Here is a 14496-nt window from a genome sequence, read left to right on the forward strand (position 1 = left end):
TCAGTTCTCCTCGTCGGGGGAAGTCGTTTCTTCTTCGATCTCGTCGAAAGCCGTCTCATCGACCGTCTCGGAGACTTTCTTCTGCCGGAGCATCTCCTCGATCAGCTCATCGGTCAGGATCAGCTTGGCATCGGCCAGCCAGTCGAACTGCAGGCCGATGGTCACCGGCGCGCCCTGCTCCTCGATCTCGATCAGCACCTCGTCGCCCTCGGTGCCGCGCAGGAAGCCCTTGAAGCGGCGGCGGCCGTCGATCTGCTCGGTGGTCTCGATCCGGGCCTCGTAATCGGCCCAGAGGTCGAAATCCTTCAGCCGGGTCAGCGGCCGGTCGATCCCCGGGGAGGAGACTTCCAGCGTGTATTTGTCCTCGATCGGATCCTCGACATCGAGCACGGCCGAGACGGCGGTAGAAATCGCCGCGCAATCGTCCACGTCGATCCCCCCTTCGGGCTTGTCCGCCATGATCTGCAAAAGCGGGTGCCGCCCGCCCTGCATGCGCAGGCGCACCAGTTCATAGCCCAGCCCCTCGATCACGGGGCCGACGATCTCTGCGATGCGCCGGTCGATCGCCGTCTTCGCGATCAGGGTGGTGGTGGGCAGGTCGGTCATGTTCCGATCCTCCGAATAACAAAAAACGGGCCGAAGCGGCCCGTTGATATTTCCCGGTGGGCGCCGGGTGTGGACCCCGACGCGCCGCTGTTGAACGCCATATAGGGCAAAGCGCCCGAGTCTGCAAGCCTTCAGGCGCCGGCTTCGTTGCGCGTCTTCAGCAGCGAGACCGCAATGCCGAGGCCGAGGATCGCGAAGGTGATGCCAAGCGACCAGACCGGCGGGAATTTGGCCCAGCCCATGAAATCGGCGATGAACATCTTCGAGCCGATGAACACCAGCAGGACCGAGAGCGCATATTTCAGATAAGCGAAGCGGTGCAGGATCGCCGAGAGCGCGAAATAGAGCGCGCGCAGCCCCAGCACGGCGAAGATGTTCGAGGTATAGACCACGAAGGGATCGGTGGTGATGGTGAACACCGCCGGCACGGAATCGACCGCGAAGATCACATCCGCCGCCTCGATCATGAGCAGCGCGAGCAGGAGCGGCGTCGCATGGCGCCGGATCCTGCCGCTGCGGTCGGGGGCCTGCACGGTGAAGGCATGGCCCTCGATCCGGTCAGTGACCGGGATCACCCGGCGCATCAGCTTCAGCAGCGGGTTCTTCGACAGGTCCGGATGGGCGTCGTCCTTGGTGAACAGCATCTTGATGCCGGTCAGGATCAGGAACACCGCGAACAGATAGAGCACCCAGTGATATTGCGCCACGATCGCCGCGCCAAAGCCGATCATCAGCCCGCGCAGCAAGATCACCCCGAGAATGCCCCAGAACAGCACCCGGTGCTGGTAGATCCGCGGGATCTTGAAGAAGCCGAAGATCAGCGCGATGACGAAGATGTTGTCGAGCGCCAGCGTCTTTTCGACCACGAAGGCGGTGAGATAATCCGCCGTGGCCTCGCCCCCCTTCAGCCACCACACGAAGCCCGAAAAGCCGAGCCCCAGGGTGATGTAGAGCGCCGACATCTTCAGGCTCTCGGCGACGCCGATCTCGTGATCGGTCTTGTTCAGGACCCCGAGGTCCAGCACCAGCAGCGCCAGCACCAGCCCGATGAATACCAGCCACATCCAGATCGGAGTGCCCAGGAAAAGCGATGTAATAAGTTCCAATGCGACCTCTTTCCGCTACACGCCGAGGTCAGCCAAGGGTTCCGGGCGGACATCGAGCGCACTCGATGCGGTCCGACATCACGTTGCGCGGGGCCTGCAACAGGCCGCGCGCGACGCCAGAGGGGCCCGGCCCGCCCCATGCAGATAGCGCAGGAGGGCGCAGTTTCAAGACTTCGTGATGGATTTCTTCTGCGGCTGCATCATCGGGCGGCCTGCTGCGCCTCGCGCAGCGCGGCCAGCGCCACGCCTGCCAGGGGCGCGGGAACGAAGACGTGATCGTGATGGAAGGCCGCGACCACGTTGCACGGCACATCCACCGCGGCCAGCGCCGCAGAGACGGCCGCGGTGAGCCCCACCCCATCGAGCGCGGAGACGACCTGCAGCGTGATCAGCGCCATCGGCGCATTGCAGGGCAGCCCATGCGCCCGCGCCACCGCCTCGGGCAGGATCAGCGACAGGCCCTCGGCCTCCAGAAATGTGCCGATGGCGCGCGCACAAAGATCCGGCCCTGGATCGGGCAGCGTGCAGAACACGAACCAGCCCGGCCGCAGCACGGGCGCCATCTGCGCGATCATCGCCTGCCGCGCGCGCACAGGCCCGGTCATGACAGGCGCAGCCGGTCCATCGCCGCGACCAGCGCCGCGGTGATCGCGGGCTCGCTGAGCGCATGGCCCGCCGCCGGCACCATGCGCAATTCGGCCCGCTTCCAGCCCCGCGCCAGCCGCCAGGCCGACACCGGCGGGCAGATCATATCCATCCGCCCCTGCACGATCACCGCTGGGATATGCTCGATCAGGGGGCGGTCCATCAGGATCTGGCCGTCTTCCTCGAGGAAGGCATCATGGGTGAAATAGTGGTTTTCCAGCCGCGAGAAGGCGCGGGCATAATCGGCCGGGGCCTCACCCGGGAAGCCGTCGTAATCCACCGAAGCCAGCGCGTTTTCCCACATCGCCCAATGGCGGCCGAAGCGCACCTCCTCGGCGTAATCGCCCGAGAACAGCCGCCGGTGATAGGCGGTGATCAGGTTGCCGCGCTCCGCCTCCGGGATCGGGCGGCAGAACTGCTCCCACAGATCGGGGAAAAACTGCCCCGCCCCGCCCGCGTAGAACCAGTCGAGCTCGGCCTTCGTCGCCAGGAACACGCCGCGCAGAATGAGGCCCTCCACCCGTTCGGGATGGGTCTGCGCATAGAGAAGCGCCAGCGTCGCGCCCCAGCTGCCGCCGAAGGCGAGCCAGCTCTCGATGCCCAGGGTTTCGCGGATCAGCTCGATATCGGCAATCAGATGCCAGGTGGTATTGGCCTCCACCGAGGCATGCGGGCGCGACTGGCCGCAGCCGCGCTGATCGAACAGAATGATGCGGTAATGCGCCGGATCGAAGAAGCGCCGCATCGCCGGGCTGCAGCCGCCCCCCGGCCCGCCGTGGAACACCACCACCGGCCGCCCCTGCGGATGGCCAGATTGCTCCACATAGATCCGGTGGCCATCGCCCACATCGAGAAAGCGCCGGTCGAAAGGCTCGATCGGCGGGTAGAGAAAGGCGCTGGCCGTGCGCTTTTGCCCTGCGTTTCTGTCCATGAGCGGACTATATAGCGGCGCAGGGCATCCCGCCATGGGGGGGAGCGCAGGAATTCCGGAGGGTGGCATGGAAACCGCGACGAAGACGATCGACCCGGCCGAGGTGGCGAAATTCGAGGCCATGGCGGCGGAATGGTGGGATCCGGCGGGGAAATTCAAGCCGCTGCACATGCTCAACCCCTGCCGGCTGGACTATATCACCCGCCAGATCGCGGCGCAGTTCGGGCGCGAGCTGACGGCGGAGCGCCCCTTCGCCGGGCTGCGGCTGCTCGATATCGGCTGCGGCGGCGGGCTGCTCGCGGAGCCGATGGCGCGGCTCGGGGCCACGGTGGTGGGCGCCGATGCCGCCGCGCGCAACATTCCGGTCGCGCGGCTTCATGCCGAGCAATCCGGGCTGGAGATCGACTACCGGCACTGCGCCGCCGAAGACATCGACGAGAGCTTCGACGTGGTGCTGGCGATGGAGATCATCGAGCATGTGGCCGATCCGCAGGGCTTTACCGATACCTGCGCGCGGCTTCTGCGGCCGGGCGGGCTGATGATCTGCTCCACGCTGAACCGCAACCCGAAGAGCTACCTGATGGCGATCATCGGCGCCGAGCGGGTGATGCGCTGGCTGCCGGTGGGCACGCATGACTGGGCGAAGTTCATCACGCCCGACGAGCTTTACGCGCTGATCCGCAAGGCCGGGCTGGAGCCTGTGGACCGCAAGGGCATGGTGTTCAACCCGGTCACCTGGGGCTGGAAGCTCTCGGAGCGGGACCTGTCGGTGAATTACGTCACGGCAAGCGTGAAGGCCTGAGGCGGCTCAGGCCTTCGGGCGGAAGGCCACGATCCGGGCGGGATCGGTCTCGATCCGGCCCGCGCCGATCAGATCGAGGCAATAGGGCACCGCGGCGAAGACCGCGTCGAGACAGGTGGCAATGGCGGCGGGCTTGCCCGGCAGGGTGATGATCAGGCTCCGGCCCGCGATCCCCGCCGTCTGGCGCGACAGGATCGCCGTGGGCACCTCGCGCAGCGAGGCGCGGCGCATCTCTTCGCCGAAGCCCTCGAGCTCCTTCTCGATCACATCGGCCACCGCTTCGGGGGTCTCGTCGCGCGGTGCAGGGCCGGTGCCGCCGGTGACGAGGATCAGATCCGCGCCCTCGGCCACCAGCTCGCGCAGCTTCCCGGCCACGCTGGCGCGCCCGTCGGGGATGATATGGCGCGTGATGCTCAGGGGCGAGGTGACCACGCCCCGGAGCCAGTCCTCGCAGCCCGGGCCGCCCTTGTCCTCATACAGCCCCGCGAAGGCGCGGTCCGATACGGTGACGATGGCGGCCCGCACCGTCATTTCTTCACACGGGCGTTGCGCGTCGCGATCAGCTTCAGGCGCAGCGCGTTCAGGTGGATGAAGCCCGCCGCATCGCGCTGATCGTAGGCGCCGGCGTCTTCCTCGAAGGTCACATGCTTTTCGCTGTAGAGCGAATAGTCCGACCAGCGCGCCACGGTGCGCACCGCGCCCTTGTAGAGCTTCAGCCGCACGGTGCCGGTCACATATTCCTGGGTCTTGTCGATCAGCGCCTGCAGCGCCTCGCGCTCGGGCGAGAACCAGAAGCCGTTGTAGACCAGCTCCGCATAGCGCGGCATGACCGAATCCTTCAGATGGCCCGCGCCGCTGTCGAGGGTTATCTGCTCGATGCCGCGGTGGGCCTCCAGCAGGATGGTGCCGCCGGGGGTTTCATAGACCCCGCGCGACTTCATCCCCACGAAGCGGTTTTCCACGAAATCGAGCAGGCCGATGCCGTGCTTGCCGCCATATTCGTTCAGCGCGGTCAGGATCGTCGCGGGCGACATCGCTTCGCCGTTGATCGCCACCGCATCGCCCTTCTCGAAGGTCACTTCGATGAATTCCGGCGTATCGGGCGCCTGCTCCACCGGCACGATGCGCTGCGCGACGTAATCGGGCGCCTCTTCGGCCGGGTTTTCCAGAACGGTGCCCTCGGAGGAAGTGTGCAGCAGGTTCGCATCTACGCTGAACGGGGCCTCGCCGCGCTTGTTCTTCGCGATCGGGATCTGGTTCTGTTCGGCGAATTCGAGCAGCTTCGTGCGCGAGGTCAGGTCCCACAGCCGCCAGGGCGCGATCACCTTGATCGACGGGTCGAGCGCGGCGACGCCGAGCTCGAAGCGGACCTGGTCATTGCCCTTGCCGGTGGCGCCATGCGCGACGGCATCGGCGCCGGTGCGCTGCGCGATCTCCACCAGATGCTTCGAAATCAGCGGCCGCGCGATCGAGGTCCCGAGCAGATACAGCCCCTCATAGACCGCATTGGCGCGGAACATCGGGAACACGAAGTCGCGCACGAATTCCTCGCGCAGATCGACGATATTGATGTTCTCGGGCTTGATGCCCAGCAGCTCGGCCTTGTGCCGCGCGGGCTCCAGTTCCTCGCCCTGGCCGAGATCGGCGGTGAAGGTCACCACCTCGCAGCCGTATTCGGTTTGCAGCCACTTGAGGATGATCGAGGTGTCGAGGCCGCCCGAATAGGCAAGCACGACTTTCTTCGGCGCAGACATGGGAAGGCCTCCGGTTGAACTTTTGCGGGCCGGGATAGTGCGTTTCGCCCTGTATCTCAAGGCCCGGCGGATGCGGAATTGTGCCCGTTACAAAGCGATTTCCCTTGCCTCGCCGCGGCGCGCGCGCCAAGAGCGATGATCATGACCCAATTCGCCCTTGCCGCCCTGGCCGCCACCCGCGCGCTGCGCACGCTCTTCGAGCCGACGCCGCTGCAGCGCAACGACTTCCTGTCCAAGCGTTTCGGGGCCGATATCTGGCTGAAGCGCGAGGACCTGACGCCGGTGCGCAGCTACAAGCTGCGGGGCGCCTTCACCGCCATGCGCAAGCGGCGCGAGGCCGATCCGGAGGCGCGGCATTTCGTCTGCGCATCGGCCGGGAACCACGCCCAGGGCATGGCCTTCGCCTGCCGCCATTTCGGGGTGAAGGGCACGATCTTCATGCCGGTGACCACGCCGCAGCAGAAGATCGACAAGACCCGCGCCTTCGGCGGCGATGCGGTGGAGATCGTGCTGACCGGCGATTATTTCGACCAGACGCTGGCCGCCTCGCAGCAGTTCTGCGCTGAGGCGGGCGCGCAGTTCCTCGCGCCCTTCGACGATGAGGCGGTGATCGAGGGCCAGGCCTCGGTCGCGGTGGAGATCCTCGATCAGCTCGGCCAGGCGCCCGATATGGTGATCGTGCCGGTGGGCGGCGGCGGCCTCGCGGCGGGCGTGACGGGCTATCTGCGTGCCACCGCACCCGGGACGGACTTCCGCTTCGTCGAGCCTCTGGGCGGGGCGAGCCTGACCGCAGCGGTGGATGCCGGCGCGCCGGTGACCATCACCCAGGTGAACAGTTTCGTCGACGGTGCCGCGGTGGCCCGGATCGGCGACCGGCCCTTTGCGGCGCTGGACTGGATCCGGCCCGAGCAGATCCTGCGCGCGCCCGAGGACCGGATCTGCATCACCATGATCGAGATGCTGAACGTCGAGGGGATCGTGCTGGAGCCGGCCGGGGCGCTCTCGGTCGACGTGCTGCCCGAACTCGCGGGGGATATCCGCGGCAAGACCGTCGTCTGCGTCACCTCCGGCGGGAATTTCGACTTCGAGCGGCTGCCCGAAGTGCGCGAGCGCGCTCAAAGGTTCTCCGGCCGCAAGAAATACTACATCCTGCGGATGCCGCAGCGCCCCGGCGCGCTGCGCGAATTCCTGCAGATGCTCGGGCCGGAGGATGATGTCGCGCGGTTCGAATATCTGAAAAAATCCGCGCGCAACTTCGGCTCTGTGCTGATCGGGATCGAGGCCAAGCGCCCGGAGGCTTTCACCGAGCTGACCGCGAAGCTCGATGCCGCGGGGTTCAGCTATCGCGACATCACCGATGATGCCGCCCTGGCCGAATTCCTGATCTGATGCCTGGTGCGCGGCGTTACGCGCGCGCCAGGAACTCCTCGCGCGATGCGAGATAGACCCCGCGCAGCGCGGGGAGATCGACCTCGTCCATCAGCCCGAGTGCGCAGAGTTTCTCTCCGGCATGGCACAGATCGCCGAACTGGCCGAACCCGAGATTCCAGGCCGAGCCGCGCAGGAAGTGGAGCCGCGCCCCAAGCTCCGCCGGATCGGTGTCAAGGATCTCCATCACCCCCTCCACCTCCTCCAGAAACAGCTCCACCACCTCGGAGAAATCATCTTCTCCGATCTCTTCGCGCAGCTCCGAAATGCGCCCCCAGTTGATCATCGTCCCTCTCCAAGCGGCAGCCCTTGTGGTGGCAGATTGCACCAAAACAATTTCTGGAGGCTTAAGCGGTTTTGCGGAAAACATTCACGAAATCTTAAGCGCGCGCCGCCAAGCTGCGGGCATAGGATGGAACATTCTGCGAAATACCTAGATCGGCGACAGGAACGTAATGCAACACGCGAGGCTTGCGACACCACACAAGGAGGCCTGCACCGTGCGGCGGGTGCTCGTCGTGGACGACAGCCGGATGGAGCGCCGCATCCTGACCGCGCAGCTCGTCCGGCATGGCTATGAGGTGATCGAGGCGAGCTCCGCGGAGGAAGCGCTGATGATCTGCGCCCAGGAGCCGCCGGATTTCGTCCTGTCGGACTGGCTCATGCCGGGGATGTCGGGAATCGAGTTCTGTCGTATCTTCCGCCGGATGGACCGGCCGAACTACGGCTATTTCGTGCTGCTCACCTCCAAGAACGACAAGAACGACGTCGCCGTCGGGCTGGAGAGCGGAGCGGACGACTTTCTGGCGAAGCCGGTCAACGGCGAGGAGCTGCGCGCGCGGCTGAGCGCCGGGGAGCGGATCTTGCGCATGGAGCGCGAGCTGACCGAGAAGAACCGCATGCTCGGCTCGGCGCTGCGCGAGTTGCAGGGGCTTTATGATTCGATCGATCGGGATCTTGTCGAGGCCTGCAAGCTCCAGCAAAGCCTGGTGAAGGAGAAGTTCCGCTCTTTCGGCAATGCGCAAGTGTCGCTGCTGCTGCAATCGTCGGGCCATGTCGGCGGCGATCTGGTCGGGTTCTTCCCGATCAACGCGCGCCGCATCGGCCTCTATGGTATCGACGTTTCTGGCCACGGCATCACATCGGCGCTGATGGCGGCGCGGATCTCCGGCTATCTCTCGGGCTCTTCACCGGATCAGAACATCGCGCTGGAGCAGACGGAGCTCGGGATTTACGACGCGCTCGAACCGGCCGTTCTGGCCGACACGCTGAACCGGCTCGTCTTTGATGAGCTGCGGACCGAAAGCTATTTTACGCTGATATATGCGGATGTCGATTTGATCTCTGGCAAAGTCTCGATGGTTCAGGCCGGCCATCCGATGCCCGCCGTGCTGCGCAGCGACAACAGCGTCGAATACCTGGGCACAGGCGGCCTGCCGATCGGCCTGATCGAAACGGCCAGTTACGAGACGATCGAAACGCAGCTCCGCCCGGGCGACCGCTTGCTGCTTGGCTCCGATGGCATCACCGAAGCCACGGCGGCAACCGGCCAGATGCTGGGCGAGACGGGCTTGGCGCAGCTGATGAGCGCCTGCGCGGGCCACCGCGGCACGGATTTTATCGATGCTCTCTATGCCAGCCTGCAGACATTCACCGGCACGCATCTGACCGACGATGTCTCGGCTGTCTTCTTCGAATTCGAGGGCTCGAAACAGAATGTGGATTGAGGCCGTGTAAGCCGGATCCGGGGGCGCGCCGCCCGCAGTTAACAGGCGGTGGGGCTCCCCGGCGCATGGCTGCTGACGACACGGCTTGGCAGACCCCGCGCACCGCATCGGCAAGCACGGAGATGCTCCAATGCCCGGCTCAAGCTTCAGGTGCGCAGGCCCAGAGCTTCAACCGTTACCAAGAAGACGACAGGGCATCCCGGCCGTTTCACATTGCGAACCGGAGCCCGCCTGACGCGAGGCGAAGCGTGGGCCTGGAGGCCGTTTTCCGCCGCTCATGCGCAATGCTGAAAGATCAAAGCAGACCGAGTCCCCGAAGCGCGAGGATCAGATGATGACGGTCGCCCGCATTCGGCACCAGTTCGACAGCCGCCTGCGGCTCCGCCCAGACTGCCCTGTGGCCAGCCTCGCGCGGCGGGCCGCGCCGCAGCACCGGCCGCGCCAGATAGACATGGCACAGCTTCTCCGCCCACATATCGTATTCCGGCATATAGACGAAGCGCCGGTAGGCGCCGATCCTGCGCGGAAGGCCGATGCTCCAACCGGTTTCCTCAAACACCTCGCGGTGCAGGGCGGCCACAGGCCCCTCACCCGGATCGACGCCCCCGCCCGGCAGTTGATATTCCGGCACCGGCGCGTCCTGATGCGTCAGCAGCACCGCACCGTCACGCACCAGTACCCCATAGGCCCCGGGCCGGCGCCGATAGGCCTGCCCCTGAACCACCCTCTCGCCGAACCGTCTCATCGCTGTTCCCTTGGGTCTGCGGTTGTCGCCACTATATAGGCGGGGTATGCCAGCCTCCGGGCTGAACGAAAACCCCGGGAAAACCATGACCACGCTTTCGCAAATCGCTTGGGACGATACCGTCCTGCCGTTCCAGCTCGACCGCTCCGACGTGCGGGGCCGCATCGCGCGGCTCGATGGCGTCCTGGAGCAGGTCCTCGCACAGCATGATTATCCGCCCGTCGTCGAGGCGCTGGTGGCCGAGGCCGCGCTCCTCACCGCGCTGATCGGACAGACGATCAAGCTCCGCTGGAAACTGTCGCTTCAGGTCCGCGGCAATGGCGCGATCCGCACCATCGCCACCGATTATTACGGCCCCGGTGAGGACGGCGCCCCCGCCCGCGTGCGCGGCTGGGCCAGCTTCGATGCGGCGGCGCTCGACCACGACGCCAGCCCCTTCGGCCAGATCGGTGAGGGCTATTTTGCCATTCTCATCGACCAGGGCGAGGGCACCATGCCCTATCAGGGCATCACGCCGCTCGACGGCGGATCTCTGGCCGCCTGCGCCGAGACCTATTTCGCGCAATCCGAGCAACTGCCCACCCGGTTCGAACTGGCCTACGGCCGCTCGATCCTGCCCGGTCAGGGCGAACGCTGGCGCGCGGGCGGCGTGATGCTGCAGATGATGCCGCAGGCGCCGGGCGTCGCGCGCGAGGGCTCGGGCGAAGGCGGCCTGCTGCGTCACTCCGACATCCTCGCCGGTGAGGAGGACGAGAACTGGGTCCGCGCCAATGTCCTGCTCGATACGGTCGAGGACATGGAGCTGATCGGCCCCTCGGTCGAGCTGACCTCGCTCCTCGTGCGCCTGTTCCACGAGGAGGTGCCGCGCGTGTTCGATCCGCAGCGGGTGGAGTTCGGCTGCACCTGCTCCGAGACCAAGGTCCGCGACAGCCTGGCGATCTATTCCGCCAAGGACATCGCCACCATGACCACCGAGGCCGGCACCGTCATCGCCGATTGCCAGTTCTGCGGCGCGCATTACGAATTCGATGCCGCCTCGCTCGGCTTCGAGGCCACGGTGAACCCCGATGGCTCGCCGCGGGAGGCGGGGGATGCCTGATCCGCTTGCCCCGGTCCGCGCGGCGCTGGCCCGGCCGGGGCGGCCCTCCTCGGATTACGATCTGAACCCGGAGCTGAGCCTGCCGGAGGGGCGCAAGCTGCGCCCGGCCGGGGTGCTGGTGGCGCTGGAGGAGGGCCCGGGCGGGCTCAGGCTGTGGCTGACCAAGCGCAGCTCGCAGCTGCGCCACCATCCGGGGCAGATCGCCTTCCCGGGCGGCAAGGTCGAATCGGGCGACCCGAGCCCGGTCTTCGCCGCCCTGCGCGAGGCGCAGGAGGAGATCGGCCTGCCGCCGGAGGCCGTCGAGGTTCTGGGTACGCTCGACCCGCATGAAACCGTCACCGGCTTCACCGTCACCCCGGTCATTGCCCGGCTGCGCGCGCCCTTCACCCCGGTGCCGGAGCCGGGTGAGGTCGAGGAGGTCTTTTCCGTCCCCTTCGCGCATCTCTCCGATCCACGGAATTTCCGCATCGAGAAGCGGATGTGGCGCGGCACCTGGCGGCACTATTATGTGGCGCCCTATGGCCCCTACTACATCTGGGGGGCCACAGCGCGGATCCTGCGCGCGCTGAGCGACCGGATGGCCCCATGCGGCTGAGCGCCCCCTGGATCGCGGCGGCGCATGTGCAGCGCGTGCTGGCGCTTCTGACGGGCGCCGGGCATCGCGGCCTCCTCGTCGGCGGCTGTGTGCGCAACGGGCTTCTGGGTGCGGAGGTCTCGGATATCGACATCGCCACCGATGCCCTGCCCGCCCGCGTGGTGGAGCTGGCGCGCGCCGCAGGGATCCGCTGCGTGCCAACGGGGATCGAGCATGGCACCGTGACCCTGATCGCCGAAGGCCTTCCGCATGAGGTCACCACCTTCCGCCGCGATGTGGAGACGGACGGGCGCCGCGCCACCGTGGCCTTCTCCGAGCGGCTGGAGGAGGACGCGGCGCGGCGCGACTTCACCATGAACGCGCTTTACGCCGAGGCCGATGGCACCGTGCTGGATCCGCTGGGCCTGGGGCTCGGGGATCTTACGCAGCGCCGGCTGCGCTTCGTGGGCGATCCGGCGGAGCGCATCCGCGAGGATTACCTGCGCATCCTGCGCTTCTTCCGCTTCACCGCATGGTATGGCGATCCGGCGCAGGGGATGGAGCCCGAGGGGCTCGCGGCCTGCGCAGCGCTCGCCGAAGGCATCGACACCCTCTCGCGCGAGCGCATCTGGCACGAGATGCGCAAGCTGCTGGCGGCCCCCGATCCGGCCCCGGCGGTGGCGGCCATGGCCGCCGCGGGCGTGCTCGCGCATGTAGTGCCCGGCGCCGATCCGCGGGCGCTGGCGCCCCTCGTGCATCTGGAGGCGGGTGCCGCCCCCGATCCGCTGCGCCGCCTCGCGGCTCTCGGCGGCGATGCGGGCGGGCTGCGCCTGTCGAAGGCCGAGGCCCGCCGCCTGCAGGCCCTGCGCGATGCCGCCCTTTCGGGCGACGGGGCGGAGCTGCTGGGATATCGCCTCGGGCAGGCGGATGGCATGGATGCCGCCCTGATCCGCGCGGCCCTTGCCGGGGTCGCGCCCGAACCGGCTCAGCGCATCGCCTTTGGCGCGGCGCAGCGCCTGCCCGTCACCGCGGCGGATCTGATGCCCGCGCTCTCCGGCCCCGCCCTCGGCGCGGCGCTGCGCGCCATGGAGGCGCGCTGGATCGCCTCCGGGTTCCGCCTGAGCCGCGACGAATTGCTGCGCTGACTTTGCCGCAGCCGCACTCCGGGCTATATCCGGAGCGACCCCACCGCGGGAGGAGCTCTGCGCATGACCCTCATCGACGCCTTCCGCCCTGCTGACGGGCCGCCCCCGCAGCGCCTCGGCGCCTTCTTCGGCTGGTGCCTGCGCGGCGCCTGGCCCGCGCTGTGGCTGGCGGGGGTGCTTTCGGCCGCAGCCGGGACGATGGAGGTCGTCTCCGCCTGGCTGCTCGGCCGGGTGATCGACGGCGTTCTGGCCTCCACCCCCGAGACGGTATTCGCCGAAAACGGCCTGCTGATCGGGCTTCTGGCGCTGTTCTACCTCGTGCTGCGGCCCGGGGTGTTCGGCCTGTCTTCGGCCGCGTCGAACCTGCTGATCAACCCGAATGTGATGCCGCTGGTGCTGTCGCGGCTGCACCGCTGGACGATGGGCCAGGCCGTCACCTTCTTCGACAACGATTTCGCCGGGCGCATCGCGCAAAAACAGATGCAGACCGCCCGCGCCGTGACCGATACCGCGACCGAAGTCATCAACACCGGCATGTTCGCGCTGGCTTCGGTGGTGGGCTCGGTCGCGCTGCTGGTGGGCATAGACAAATGGGCCGCGGTGGCGCTGTTCGTCTGGATGCTGCTCTATATCTGGCTGATCCGGGCGTTCCTGCCGCAGGTGCGCGCGCGCTCCGCCGCCCGCGCCGCGGCGCGCGCCATGGTCACCGGCCAGGTGGTGGATACGATCACCAACATCAAGACGGTGAAGCTCTTCGCCCATGCCGCGCATGAGGACCGCGTGGCCCTGGGCGCGATGCAGGAATTCCGCGAGAAGGCGCATGATTTCGGCCTGACATCGACCTGGTACCGGCTGGCGCAGATGGCGTTTTCGGGGCTGCTGCCGGTGCTGCTGATCGGGGGCACGGTGCTGTCGTGGCGCGCGGGCGCGGCCACGGCGGGCGATATCGCGGCTTCGGGCGCGATCGCGATGCGGATCTCGCAGATGTCGGGCTGGGTCAGCATGTCGCTGATGGGGATCTGGGGCTCGGTGGGCGAGGTCGAGGACGGGATGCACACTCTCGCGCGCAACCATGCCCTGACCGACAGCCCCGATGCCGTGGCGCTGCAGCGGGTGCAGGGCGCGATCGGGTTCGATCATGTGACCTTCGCCTATGGGCGCACCGTGGGCGGGCTCGATGACGTCACCCTAGAGATCCGGCCAGGCGAGCGGATCGGCATCGTCGGCGCTTCCGGCGCGGGCAAATCGACGCTGGTCGCCCTCCTGCTGCGGCTCTACGACGCCGAGCGCGGCTGTGTGCGCATCGACGGGCAGGACGTGCACGCCGTGACCCAGGAAAGCCTGCGCCGGCAGATCGGGATGGTCACGCAGGAGACCGCGATGTTCAACCGCTCCGCGCGCGAGAACATCCTTTATGGCCGCCCCGATGCCACCGAGGCCGAGATGATCGCCGCCGCCCGCGCCGCCGAGGCGCATGAGTTCATCCTCGGGCTGGTCGATTTCAAGGGCAACAAGGGCTATGACGCGACGCTTGGAGAGCGCGGGGTGAAGCTCTCGGGCGGGCAGCGGCAGCGGATCGCGCTGGCGCGGGCCTTCCTGAAGAACGCCCCGATCCTGGTGCTCGACGAGGCGACCTCGGCGCTCGACAGCGAAGTCGAGGCGCAGATCCAGGAGGCGCTCCGCCGGGTGATGGAGGGCAAGACGGTGCTTGCCATCGCGCACCGGCTCAGCACCATCGCCGAGATGGACCGGATCGTTGTGCTGGACCAAGGCCGGATCGTCGAACAGGGCACGCATGCCGAGCTGCTGGCCGGGCGCGGGCTCTATGCGCGCTACTGGGAGCGGCAGTCGGGCGGCTTCCTCGGCACCGAGGAGGAGGCCGCGGAATAGTGGCGCCCGGCCGCGGGCTTTGCTACACGGCGCCAAAGGAGCCC

15 protein-coding genes are annotated in these 14496 nt (G+C 67.3%); 7 read left to right on the forward strand and 8 right to left on the reverse strand.

The window, feature by feature from the left end; translation table 11 throughout:
* The 4 genes from rimP to pip all read right to left on the reverse strand — a co-directional run bounded on the left by rimP (window position 1) and on the right by pip (window position 3288).
* Window positions 1-606 (reverse strand): ribosome maturation factor RimP, encoded by a 606-nt coding sequence (gene rimP, locus ACOMG5_RS07070; protein ID WP_420343089.1) that lies wholly within the window; start codon window positions 604-606, stop codon window positions 1-3.
* A gap of 131 nt (window positions 607-737) precedes the next feature.
* Window positions 738-1670 carry a TerC family protein gene (locus ACOMG5_RS07075; protein ID WP_420343090.1) on the reverse strand — a complete coding sequence of 311 codons (933 nt, stop codon included), beginning with the start codon at window positions 1668-1670 and terminating at the stop codon, window positions 738-740.
* A 242-nt stretch (window positions 1671-1912) separates the two neighbouring features.
* Window positions 1913-2317, reverse strand: a complete 405-nt coding sequence (locus tag ACOMG5_RS07080; RefSeq protein WP_420343091.1) for an ACT domain-containing protein — start codon at window positions 2315-2317, stop codon at window positions 1913-1915.
* Entirely contained in the window at window positions 2314-3288 is a 975-nt protein-coding gene (pip, locus tag ACOMG5_RS07085) for a prolyl aminopeptidase (protein ID WP_420343092.1), read from the reverse strand. The genes ACOMG5_RS07080 and pip overlap by 4 nt, the downstream gene beginning before the upstream one ends.
* Window positions 3289-3355: 67 nt before the next feature.
* On the opposite strand from pip, the gene ubiG reads away from it, so the two are divergent.
* A complete protein-coding gene (gene ubiG / locus ACOMG5_RS07090; RefSeq protein WP_420343093.1) occupies window positions 3356-4090 on the forward strand; it encodes a bifunctional 2-polyprenyl-6-hydroxyphenol methylase/3-demethylubiquinol 3-O-methyltransferase UbiG in 735 nt (244 codons plus the stop codon).
* A gap of 6 nt (window positions 4091-4096) precedes the next feature.
* On the opposite strand, the gene mog is transcribed toward ubiG, so the two are convergent.
* Both mog and ACOMG5_RS07100 read right to left on the reverse strand, forming a co-directional pair.
* Entirely contained in the window at window positions 4097-4621 is a 525-nt protein-coding gene (mog, locus tag ACOMG5_RS07095) for a molybdopterin adenylyltransferase (RefSeq protein WP_420343094.1), read from the reverse strand.
* Window positions 4618-5844, reverse strand: a complete 1227-nt coding sequence (locus ACOMG5_RS07100; protein WP_420343095.1) for an argininosuccinate synthase — start codon at window positions 5842-5844, stop codon at window positions 4618-4620. The genes mog and ACOMG5_RS07100 overlap by 4 nt, the downstream gene beginning before the upstream one ends.
* 141 nt (window positions 5845-5985) lie before the next feature.
* Between ACOMG5_RS07100 and ilvA the strand changes: the two genes are divergently transcribed.
* Window positions 5986-7233: a threonine ammonia-lyase IlvA gene (ilvA, locus tag ACOMG5_RS07105; protein ID WP_420343096.1), complete on the forward strand. Its 1248-nt coding sequence runs from the start codon at window positions 5986-5988 to the stop codon at window positions 7231-7233.
* A 16-nt stretch (window positions 7234-7249) separates the two neighbouring features.
* Here the strand turns inward: ilvA and ACOMG5_RS07110 are convergent, their stop codons facing one another.
* The gene (locus ACOMG5_RS07110; RefSeq protein WP_420343097.1) at window positions 7250-7558 is read right to left on the reverse strand and encodes an Hpt domain-containing protein; all 309 of its coding nucleotides are present in this window, start codon (window positions 7556-7558) and stop codon (window positions 7250-7252) included.
* 214 nt (window positions 7559-7772) lie between these two features.
* Between ACOMG5_RS07110 and ACOMG5_RS07115 the strand changes: the two genes are divergently transcribed.
* The gene (locus ACOMG5_RS07115) at window positions 7773-8999 is read left to right on the forward strand and encodes a PP2C family protein-serine/threonine phosphatase (protein ID WP_420343098.1); all 1227 of its coding nucleotides are present in this window, start codon (window positions 7773-7775) and stop codon (window positions 8997-8999) included.
* A gap of 295 nt (window positions 9000-9294) precedes the next feature.
* On the opposite strand, the gene ACOMG5_RS07120 is transcribed toward ACOMG5_RS07115, so the two are convergent.
* Window positions 9295-9744, reverse strand: coding sequence for an NUDIX domain-containing protein (locus ACOMG5_RS07120; protein ID WP_420343099.1), 450 nt, complete (start codon window positions 9742-9744; stop codon window positions 9295-9297).
* 85 nt (window positions 9745-9829) lie between these two features.
* Between ACOMG5_RS07120 and ACOMG5_RS07125 the strand changes: the two genes are divergently transcribed.
* From ACOMG5_RS07125 to ACOMG5_RS07140, 4 genes are all read left to right on the forward strand, one after another.
* Window positions 9830-10843 (forward strand): Hsp33 family molecular chaperone HslO, encoded by a 1014-nt coding sequence (locus tag ACOMG5_RS07125; RefSeq protein WP_420343100.1) that lies wholly within the window; start codon window positions 9830-9832, stop codon window positions 10841-10843.
* The gene (locus tag ACOMG5_RS07130) at window positions 10836-11438 is read left to right on the forward strand and encodes a CoA pyrophosphatase (RefSeq protein WP_420343101.1); all 603 of its coding nucleotides are present in this window, start codon (window positions 10836-10838) and stop codon (window positions 11436-11438) included. The genes ACOMG5_RS07125 and ACOMG5_RS07130 overlap by 8 nt, the downstream gene beginning before the upstream one ends.
* Entirely contained in the window at window positions 11429-12562 is a 1134-nt protein-coding gene (locus ACOMG5_RS07135; RefSeq protein WP_420343102.1) for a CCA tRNA nucleotidyltransferase, read from the forward strand. The genes ACOMG5_RS07130 and ACOMG5_RS07135 overlap by 10 nt, the downstream gene beginning before the upstream one ends.
* Before the next feature lie 63 nt (window positions 12563-12625).
* Window positions 12626-14452, forward strand: coding sequence for an ABC transporter ATP-binding protein (locus ACOMG5_RS07140; RefSeq protein WP_420343103.1), 1827 nt, complete (start codon window positions 12626-12628; stop codon window positions 14450-14452).
* Window positions 14453-14496 lie beyond the last annotated feature (44 nt).

The sequence above is a fragment of the Paenirhodobacter sp. genome, from assembly GCF_041916475.1.
Classification (GTDB): Bacteria; Pseudomonadota; Alphaproteobacteria; order Rhodobacterales; family Rhodobacteraceae; genus Rhodobacter.

What these genes read in the sequence shown, in the direction of transcription:
- rimP (WP_420343089.1), bottom strand. Translation starts at nt 606, where the DNA reads ATGACCGACCTGCCCACCACCACCCTGATCGCGAAGACGGCGATCGAC.
- ACOMG5_RS07075 (WP_420343090.1), bottom strand. Translation starts at nt 1,670, where the DNA reads ATGTGGCTGGTATTCATCGGGCTGGTGCTGGCGCTGCTGGTGCTGGAC.
- ACOMG5_RS07080 (WP_420343091.1), bottom strand. Translation starts at nt 2,317, where the DNA reads ATGACCGGGCCTGTGCGCGCGCGGCAGGCGATGATCGCGCAGATGGCG.
- pip (WP_420343092.1), bottom strand. Translation starts at nt 3,288, where the DNA reads ATGGACAGAAACGCAGGGCAAAAGCGCACGGCCAGCGCCTTTCTCTAC.
- ubiG (WP_420343093.1), top strand. Translation starts at nt 3,356, where the DNA reads ATGGAAACCGCGACGAAGACGATCGACCCGGCCGAGGTGGCGAAATTC.
- mog (WP_420343094.1), bottom strand. Translation starts at nt 4,621, where the DNA reads ATGACGGTGCGGGCCGCCATCGTCACCGTATCGGACCGCGCCTTCGCG.
- ACOMG5_RS07100 (WP_420343095.1), bottom strand. Translation starts at nt 5,844, where the DNA reads ATGTCTGCGCCGAAGAAAGTCGTGCTTGCCTATTCGGGCGGCCTCGAC.
- ilvA (WP_420343096.1), top strand. Translation starts at nt 5,986, where the DNA reads ATGACCCAATTCGCCCTTGCCGCCCTGGCCGCCACCCGCGCGCTGCGC.
- ACOMG5_RS07110 (WP_420343097.1), bottom strand. Translation starts at nt 7,558, where the DNA reads ATGATCAACTGGGGGCGCATTTCGGAGCTGCGCGAAGAGATCGGAGAA.
- ACOMG5_RS07120 (WP_420343099.1), bottom strand. Translation starts at nt 9,744, where the DNA reads ATGAGACGGTTCGGCGAGAGGGTGGTTCAGGGGCAGGCCTATCGGCGC.
- ACOMG5_RS07125 (WP_420343100.1), top strand. Translation starts at nt 9,830, where the DNA reads ATGACCACGCTTTCGCAAATCGCTTGGGACGATACCGTCCTGCCGTTC.
- ACOMG5_RS07130 (WP_420343101.1), top strand. Translation starts at nt 10,836, where the DNA reads ATGCCTGATCCGCTTGCCCCGGTCCGCGCGGCGCTGGCCCGGCCGGGG.
- ACOMG5_RS07135 (WP_420343102.1), top strand. Translation starts at nt 11,429, where the DNA reads ATGCGGCTGAGCGCCCCCTGGATCGCGGCGGCGCATGTGCAGCGCGTG.
- ACOMG5_RS07140 (WP_420343103.1), top strand. Translation starts at nt 12,626, where the DNA reads ATGACCCTCATCGACGCCTTCCGCCCTGCTGACGGGCCGCCCCCGCAG.